The following is a 7,626-nucleotide window of genomic DNA, read 5'->3' on the forward strand; positions in this document are numbered from 1 at the left end:
CATGTCCAAACAGAACTGCACGAAAAACAGCGCCCCTTGCCTGACCCCGCTCGCGGCCATTGCCGCCTCCCTGACCGCCTCGCTCGCTGCCCTGGCAGCGCCCGCGCACGCGCAGACCGCCACGCCTGCGGCCACCGCCGAAACCGCTCCTGCCACCGCCACTGCTACCGGCACGCTGCGCGAAGTCGTCGTCACCGCCAACCCGCTCGGCAGCGAACTGAACGACATGGTCGCGCCGGTCTCGACGCTGGGCGGCGACGCGCTGGCCGTGCGCCAGGCCAGCACGCTGGGCGAGACGCTCGACAAGCTGCCCGGCGTGTCATCGACGTACTTCGGCCCCAATGCCAGCCGCCCGGTGATCCGTGGCCTGGACGGCGACCGCATCAAGGTGCTGCAGAACGGCGGCAGCACCGTCGACGCTTCGACCCTGTCCTATGACCACGCGGTGGCGCTGGATCCGCTGGTGGCCGAGCGCATCGAGGTGGTGCGCGGCCCGGCCGCACTGATGTACGGCGGCAATGCCATTGGCGGCGTGGTCAACGTGATCGACAACCGCATCCCCAAGGAGCCGATCGAAGGCGTAGGCGGCGCCGTGGATGCCAGCGGCACCATCGGCGGCGACCAGGCCCGCAATGCCAGCGCGCTGATCGAGGCCGGCAACGGCCAGTTCGCGGTCCATGCCGACGCGTTCGCGCGCAAGACCAGCGACCTGCGCATCCCCGGCTACGCCCGCAGCGACCGCCTGCGCGCCGCCGAGCCCCTGCCCGAGGGTGAAAGCGAGGCCTACGGCCGCCTGCCCAACACCAGCGCCGATCAGCAGGGGGGCTCGCTGGGCGGCTCCTACACCTGGGCCGATGGCTTTGTCGGCGCCAACTACAGCGCCTACCGCAATGACTACGGCACGCCCGCCGAGGACGACGTGCGGCTGAAGATGAAGCAGGACCGCTTCGCGCTGGAAGGCGAGGCGCGCAACCTGGCCGGCACCACCGGCGGCTGGATCGAATCGGTCAAGGGCAAGTTCGGGTACACCGACTATGAGCACAAGGAGATCGAGGGCGGCGAGACCGGCACGATCTTCAAGAACCGCGGCTGGGACGCGCGCTTCGAGGCCAGGCACGCGAAGATCGGCAACATGACGGGGGTGATCGGCACGCAGTTCGGGCATACCGACTTCTCGGCGCTGGGCGAAGAAGCGTTCGTGCCGAGCACCAATACCGACAACGCCGCGCTGTTCCTGTTCGAGGAACTGCCGCTGACCGCGTCGGGCGACCTCAAGCTCAACTTCGGCGGCCGGCTCGACCACAGCAGCATCAAGGCCAGCGCCAACGGCAACGACCGCTTTGCCGACGCCAACCGCAGCTTCAACGCCACCAGCGCCTCGGCCGGCCTGCTGTACAAGGTCAACCCGGCGTGGTCGCTGACCAGCAACCTGTCCTACACGGAACGCGCGCCGACCTTCTACGAGCTGTACGCCAACGGCCCGCACGTGGCCACCGGCTCGTGGGAGCTGGGCGACCCCAACGCCAACAAGGAGCGCGCCACCTCGATCGACCTGGGCGTGCGCTTCAAGTCGGGGGCGCACAGCGCGGGCGTGTCGGGCTACTACAGCCGCTTTGCCAATTACCTGGCGCTGTCGGCCACGGGCCGCGCGCGCGACGAGGCCGGCGACGTGGTCGCCCCGGGCAGCCCGGATTCGCTGCCGGAGTTCCAGTACCTGGGGGTGCCGGCCACGCTGTACGGCTTCGAGGCCGAGGGCAAGACACGGCTGCTGCAGAAGATGCTGACCACCAGCGACACGCTGGATTTCGAGGCGCGCGCCGACTACGTGCGTGGCGAGAACCGCGACACCGGCGAGCCGCTGCCGCGGCTGGCACCGCTGCGCCTGGGCGGTGCGCTGGTGTATGGCGCGGGGCCGTGGGGCGCGCGCGTGGATGTCACGTACGCGGCCAAGCAGACGCGCGTGCCGAGCAACGACACACCGACCGATGCATATACGCTGCTAAGCCTGGCGTTGACCTACAAGTTCAAGGTGGCCGGGACGCAGACGCTGGTGTACCTGCGCGGGGATAACCTTACCAACCAGGATGCGCGCAATGCGACGTCGATCCTGCGGGATATCGCGCCGCTGGCTGGCAGGAGTGTGAAGGTGGGGTTCAGGACGTCGTTTTGAGGCCGCGTGGCGGCTTAGCGGCTGGCGCGACTTCGTTGAGACGCCAGCCCTGCAACCACCTCAATCCCGATTCACCACCCACTCCCCCTCCACCGCCAACGCGCCCGCTCCCACCAGCGCCCGCACCGTCTGCGCGGAAATCCCGGCCATCTCCTGCCCCGGCATGAACCGGTCGCGAATCCGCACCATCAACGGCGCCTCCGCCATCCACCGCGCCAGCTCCGCCTGCGCCATCCGCTGCTGCTCCAGCAGCTTGAACTTCACCAGCACCTTGACCGCGTGGCTGGCATTGCGCGCGGGATCGGCGCTGAGGTGACGCAGCCGCGCGGTCGCGCGCTCGACCGCGGCATCGACGTCGGTAAACATGGGCCCGTGACCGGGAATCACCAGCCGCGCATCGAGCTCCGCGATGCGCGCCAGCACGGCCGCCTGCTCGGTGAAGCCGCTCTCGCCATCCAGCTCGGGAAAGATCACGCCGAAGCCGTTCTCCCACAACGCATCGCCGGAAATCAGGATGCGCGGCCCCGGTGCGAACAGCATCACCGCATGCGGGTCATGGCCTGGCGCGGCCACCACCTGCCAGTCGATGCCGCCCAGCGTCACCGCATCGCCATCGTGCAGCACGCTGTCGAAGCCGAAGCGGTCGCACTGCTGTCCGGTGGCACGGTAGGTGAGCGCCTCGGTATCCCACGCGGCCACGGCCGCGGCTTCGGCTGCGGGAATCGCGGTACGCGGCTGCCAGCGTGCCTGCAGCGCGGCATTGCCGCCGCAATGGTCCGAATGCAGGTGGGTGTTGAGGATGCGCACCAGCGGCCGTCCCTGCAGCGCGGAAGCGACCAGCGCCACGGTCTGGGGCGCATGCGTGACGTAGCCGGTGTCCACCAGCGCGGTCTCGTCGCCATCGACGAACAGGATGTTGTTGGCCGACAGCCAGCCGCGCTCGAACACGCGCATGGTGTCGGGCAATGCGGGCAACGCGGGCATCGATGCTTCGCTCAAGGGGGTGTCTCCTCGCCCGCCAGCCAGGCGGCGCGCCGGGGCAGTTGCGCCCAGATGCGGCGCTTGTCTTCGTCGCTGGCCGATGACCAGCCGGCGATCTCTTCGATGGTGCGCAGGCAGCCCTCGCAGTAGCCGCTGGCGGCGTCCATGCGGCAGACGTTGCGGCACGGCGAGGGCACCGGCGATTCCAGCCGGGCGGCCTGCGCGGCAAGCTCCGCGGCCAATGCCGCAAGCGTGGCTGCCGCGCGCGCTTCAGGCATGTTTGTGCTGCCGCGCCGCCTTGGCCGCCACCTTCTCGTTGAAGCGGCCCGCGTCGATCATGTGGCGCTCGTGCACGCCCTCGGAAATCTTGTCCTCGCCATCCCAGGCGCTCAGTTCGAAGCGCAGGCGGCGGCCGTCCACCTCGACCAGCTGGCCCTTGACCGTCACCGTCATGCCCGGCGGCGTCGGCGCCAGGTGCGAGAAGCTGACCAGCGTGCCGAGCGACTGCTCGCGCGGCCAGTCCAGGTGCTTGCGCAGCATCTGCAGGCAGGCGCATTCCATGATGCCGACCAGGTAGCCGGTGGCCAGCACGTCGGGCATCTCCGGGCAGCAGGGAATATCGTCGTACAGGCGCGGCACGGTGGCCTTGGGCGGCACCGTGTATTGCCAGCTGAAGGTCAGCCCCGGACGTAGCTCGGGGCTCATGCCGGCGCTCCGGCGGCCACGTCGGCAACCTCCGCGCCGGTCATCTGCTGCAGCTGCTGCGGCGTCAGGTTGAACACCGCATGCGGATGGCCGGCGGCGGCCCACAGGCTGTCGTAGCGGAACAGGTCCTGGTCGAGCAGCATCACCGGCGCGACCGCATGGCCGATCGGGCAGACGCCGCCGATGGCATAGCCGGTCTTCTCGCGCACGAAGCGCGCATCGGCCTTGCCCAGCGCACCAACGCGGGCGGCCACCTTGGCCTCGTCGACGCGGTTGCTGCCGCTGGCGATCACGAGCACCGGCGCATCGTCCTCGACGCGGCGGAAGATGATCGACTTGGCGATCTCCGCCACGCTGCAGCCCAGCCCCGCCGCGGCTTCGGCGGAGGTCTTGCCGGTGGCGGGCAGCATCACCACCGGGCGGTCGTGGCCGAGTCCGGCCAGCAGGTCCGCCACGCGCTGCGCGGATTCGGGCAGCGCTTCGTTACTTGCCGTCATGGGTTCTCCTTGTTTCTGGACTCAGGCGCAGGCCGGCGCCGCATCGCTGGCGGCGGCCCACTTGGTCAGCAGCGCCCGGCCCACGCGCGAGCTGTTGGCGCGGCCGATCGCCTGCGAGATGTAGTCGCCGGTGCGCACCACCGCTTCCAGGTCGATGCCGGTATGGATGCCCATGCCGTGCAGCATGTACAGCACGTCTTCGGTGGCCACGTTGCCGGTCGCGCCCTTGGCATACGGGCAGCCGCCCAGCCCGGCGACCGAGGCGTGGAAGATCGCGATGCCCACTTCCAGGCTGGCCAGGATATTGGACAGCGCCTGGCCGTAGGTATCGTGGAAATGCCCCGAGAGCCGGTCCAGCGCGAACTCCGCGGCGGCGGCGCGCATCACTTCCTGCACGCGCACCGGCGTGCCCACGCCGATGGTGTCGGCGATATCGATCTCGTCGCAGCCCAGCTCGCGCATGCGGCGCACCACGTCGACCACGGCGCTGACCGGGACCTCGCCCTGGTACGGGCAGCCCAGCGCGCACGAGATGCTGCCGCGCAGGCGCATGCCCTTCTCTTTTGCCGCGGCGGCGACCGGTTCGAAGCGCCGGATCGACTCGGCGATCGAGCAGTTGATGTTCTTCTGCGAGAACGCCTCGCTGGCGGCGCCGAAGATCACCACCTCGTCGGCGCCGGCGGCAATGGCGCCCTCGAAGCCCTTCATGTTCGGCGTCAGCACCGAGTACAGCGTGCCGGGCCGGCGCTGGATGCGGGCCATCACATCCGCGCCATCGGCCATCTGCGGCACCCACTTGGGCGAGACGAACGAGGCGGCCTCGATATTGACGAAGCCGGCGTCGGTCAGCTGGTTGACCAGCGCGACCTTGACGTCGGTCGGCACCATGGCCTTTTCATTCTGCAGGCCGTCGCGCGGGCCGACTTCGACGATCTTCACGTAGTTCGGGATGGTCATGGCCGTCTCCTGTCTGTTCTTCGCTGTCTGTTCTTCGTTGTGGGGTGCCGCGGCGCTCAGTACCCGCGCTGCAGGTCGACCACGCCGGCAATCGGCTGGCCCGCGCGCAGCGCGCGGATCTTGCCGGCGATCTGGGCGATGCTGTCCTCGCGCAGGGTCAGCGCCGAAATATGCGGCGTCACCGTGATGCGCGGCTCCTGCCAGAACGGATGATCCGCCGGCAGCGGCTCGGTGCTGAACACGTCGAGCGTGGCGCCTGCAACCTGGCCCGACTGCACTGCGGCCAGCAGGTCTTCCTCGACCAGGTGCTGGCCACGCGCCACGTTGATCACATAGGCGCCCTGCGCCAGCCGCGCGAACAGGCCGGTGTTCAGGATGCTCTCGGTTTGCGGGGTCAGCGGCAGCACATTGACCAGCACGCGCAGGCCGTCCAGGAACGGCGCCTGGCCCGCATCGCCATAGAAGCCGCTGACGCCTTCGATCGCGCGCGCGGTGCGGCTCCAGCCGCGCACCGGGAAGCCGAAGCTGGCCAGCGTGCGGGCGATATGGGTGCCGAGCGTGCCCACGCCCATCACGCCGATGGTGAAGTCGGCGCGGCGATGCGGCTTGAGGAATTTCCAGTTGCCGGCGCGTTCCTGCGCCTCGTAGGCGTCGAGCTTGCGGAAATAGCGCAGCACGGCGGCGGTGACGTACTCGGCCATCTGCGCGGCCATGCCGGCATCGTCCAGCCGCACGATCGGCACGCCTGCGGGCAGCGCATCGGGTGCCTCGTCGCGCAGCCGCAGGATGCCGTCGACGCCGGCGCCGAGGTTGAAGACCGCCTTCAGGTCGGTGCGGCCGCGCAGCATTTCCACCGGCGGGCGCCAGACCACGGCGTAGTCGGCTGGCTCGCCCCGGCTGCCCTCCCAGGTCACGCATTCGGCTTCGGGCAGGGCTTCGGCAAAGCCTTCGACCCACGGCTCATAGCGGCCGTCGGGGACGTACAACTGCAACTTCATCTTGTCTCCAGGGGATATTGCGGGGCGCGCATCGACTGTCATTCCCGCGCAGGCGGGAACGACGGGTGAGCAGATACCCAGAAGGCTATTTTGGCAGAGGAATGCGATCCGGGTCAGGCTTCGGGCCGGACCCGGACCGTACGCGCCCCTTACTTGCCCTCGAACGCCAGCAGCTGCGCCCCTTCGGCCACCTGCTCGCCGACACGATAGAGCACTTCGCTGACCACGCCGTCGGCCGGCGCGCTGATGGTGTGCTCCATCTTCATTGCTTCCATCACCAGCAGCGGCGTGCCGCGCGTGACCGTGCTGCCGGGCTCGACCATCACCGCGATGACCTTGCCCGGCATCGGCGCGGTCAGCTTGCCGCCCTCGCCTTCGGCCTCGCCGGCGTGGGCCAGCGGGTCGAGCCACGCCAGCGCGACATGCCGCCCGCCATAGAACACATGGAAGGTCTCGCGGTCGCAGTGCACCTGCCCATGCGCACGGCGGGTGCCGAGGTTGACGCGCAGGTCGTCGGCCTGGCAGGTGCTGGCGAAGGGCGCGGCCTGGTCGGCATAGATCAGCGTGCTGCCGCGCGCATTGGTGTTCAGCGTCACGTCGAGCACATGGTCGCCGTAGCCGAAGCGCAGCTGGCGCGAAACGCCGCCATTGAGCCGCCATGCCCCGCCGTGGGTCCACGGCGAGTGCGGATCGGCGGCGTCGATGCGCAGTTCGCGCGCCTCGCGGTCCAGCAGCGCGTGTCCAGATCAGCAGTGCGGAACGCTTCGGACTTGACCAGCCGCTGCAGGAACGCCACGTTGGTCGACAGTCCGACCACGTGATACGCCGCCAGCGCCTGCCGCATCCGCGCCAGCGCCTCGTCCCGGTCCTTGCCCCAGACGATCAGCTTGGCGATCATCGGGTCGTAGTACGGGCTGATGGTGTCGCCCTCGCGCACGCCGGCATCGATGCGGATGCCCGCCGGGCCATGGGCGTCCTCGCCGCGCATGAACTGCACCGCCGGCGGCGTGCGCAGGAAGCGCAGCGTGCCGGTGGAGGGCAGGAACTGCTTGTCGGGGTTCTCGGCGTAGATGCGCGCCTCCAGCGCGTGGCCGTCGATGCGCAGTTGCTGCTGCGTCAGCGGCAGCGGCTCGCCGGCGGCGACGCGCAGTTGCCATTCGACCAGGTCCTGTCCGGTGATCATCTCGGTGACCGGATGCTCGACCTGCAGGCGCGTGTTCATCTCCATGAAGTAGAAGGAGCCGTCCTCGCCGTTGGAATAATCGGCGATGAATTCCACGGTGCCGGCGCCGACATAGCCCACCGCCTTGGCCGCGGC

At 69.4% G+C, this 7,626-nt stretch carries 7 protein-coding genes and 1 pseudogene; 1 reads left to right on the plus strand and 7 read right to left on the minus strand.

Annotation, left to right across the window (positions count from 1 at the left end; all coding sequences use genetic code 11):
- Window position 1 precedes the first annotated feature (1 nt).
- The gene (locus ACAD63_RS21235; RefSeq protein WP_135704200.1) at window positions 2–2,170 is read left to right on the plus strand and encodes a TonB-dependent receptor; all 2,169 of its coding nucleotides are present in this window, start codon (window positions 2–4) and stop codon (window positions 2,168–2,170) included.
- 60 nt (window positions 2,171–2,230) lie between these two features.
- Here ACAD63_RS21235 and ACAD63_RS21240 read toward each other — a convergent pair whose 3' ends face one another.
- From ACAD63_RS21240 to ACAD63_RS21270, 7 genes and pseudogenes are all read right to left on the minus strand, one after another.
- Window positions 2,231–3,154 carry an MBL fold metallo-hydrolase gene (locus ACAD63_RS21240; protein ID WP_133098202.1) on the minus strand — a complete coding sequence of 308 codons (924 nt, stop codon included), beginning with the start codon at window positions 3,152–3,154 and terminating at the stop codon, window positions 2,231–2,233.
- A gap of 11 nt (window positions 3,155–3,165) precedes the next feature.
- On the minus strand, window positions 3,166–3,429 hold the full coding sequence (locus ACAD63_RS21245; protein WP_133098126.1) for a DUF1289 domain-containing protein: 264 nt from the start codon (window positions 3,427–3,429) through the stop codon (window positions 3,166–3,168).
- Entirely contained in the window at window positions 3,422–3,856 is a 435-nt protein-coding gene (locus ACAD63_RS21250; RefSeq protein ID WP_133098125.1) for a thioesterase family protein, read from the minus strand. The genes ACAD63_RS21245 and ACAD63_RS21250 overlap by 8 nt, the downstream gene beginning before the upstream one ends.
- Window positions 3,853–4,353: a YbaK/EbsC family protein gene (locus ACAD63_RS21255; protein ID WP_029047310.1), complete on the minus strand. Its 501-nt coding sequence runs from the start codon at window positions 4,351–4,353 to the stop codon at window positions 3,853–3,855. Before ACAD63_RS21255 ends, ACAD63_RS21250 begins: the two co-directional genes overlap by 4 nt.
- Before the next feature lie 21 nt (window positions 4,354–4,374).
- Entirely contained in the window at window positions 4,375–5,310 is a 936-nt protein-coding gene (locus tag ACAD63_RS21260) for a hydroxymethylglutaryl-CoA lyase (protein WP_434033229.1), read from the minus strand.
- 56 nt (window positions 5,311–5,366) lie between these two features.
- On the minus strand, window positions 5,367–6,308 hold the full coding sequence (locus ACAD63_RS21265) for a 2-hydroxyacid dehydrogenase (RefSeq protein ID WP_434033230.1): 942 nt from the start codon (window positions 6,306–6,308) through the stop codon (window positions 5,367–5,369).
- Between the two features lie 149 nt (window positions 6,309–6,457).
- Window positions 6,458–7,626, minus strand: a pseudogene (locus ACAD63_RS21270) (biotin/lipoyl-containing protein); the annotation flags it as partial.

This window comes from Cupriavidus sp. a3 (assembly GCF_051015765.1).
GTDB lineage: Bacteria > Pseudomonadota > Gammaproteobacteria > Burkholderiales > Burkholderiaceae > Cupriavidus > Cupriavidus oxalaticus_A.

What these genes read in the sequence shown, in the direction of transcription:
- ACAD63_RS21235 (WP_135704200.1), top strand. Translation starts at nt 2, where the DNA reads ATGTCCAAACAGAACTGCACGAAAAACAGCGCCCCTTGCCTGACCCCG.
- ACAD63_RS21240 (WP_133098202.1), bottom strand. Translation starts at nt 3,154, where the DNA reads ATGCCCGCGTTGCCCGCATTGCCCGACACCATGCGCGTGTTCGAGCGC.
- ACAD63_RS21245 (WP_133098126.1), bottom strand. Translation starts at nt 3,429, where the DNA reads ATGCCTGAAGCGCGCGCGGCAGCCACGCTTGCGGCATTGGCCGCGGAG.
- ACAD63_RS21250 (WP_133098125.1), bottom strand. Translation starts at nt 3,856, where the DNA reads ATGAGCCCCGAGCTACGTCCGGGGCTGACCTTCAGCTGGCAATACACG.
- ACAD63_RS21255 (WP_029047310.1), bottom strand. Translation starts at nt 4,353, where the DNA reads ATGACGGCAAGTAACGAAGCGCTGCCCGAATCCGCGCAGCGCGTGGCG.
- ACAD63_RS21260 (WP_434033229.1), bottom strand. Translation starts at nt 5,310, where the DNA reads ATGACCATCCCGAACTACGTGAAGATCGTCGAAGTCGGCCCGCGCGAC.
- ACAD63_RS21265 (WP_434033230.1), bottom strand. Translation starts at nt 6,308, where the DNA reads ATGAAGTTGCAGTTGTACGTCCCCGACGGCCGCTATGAGCCGTGGGTC.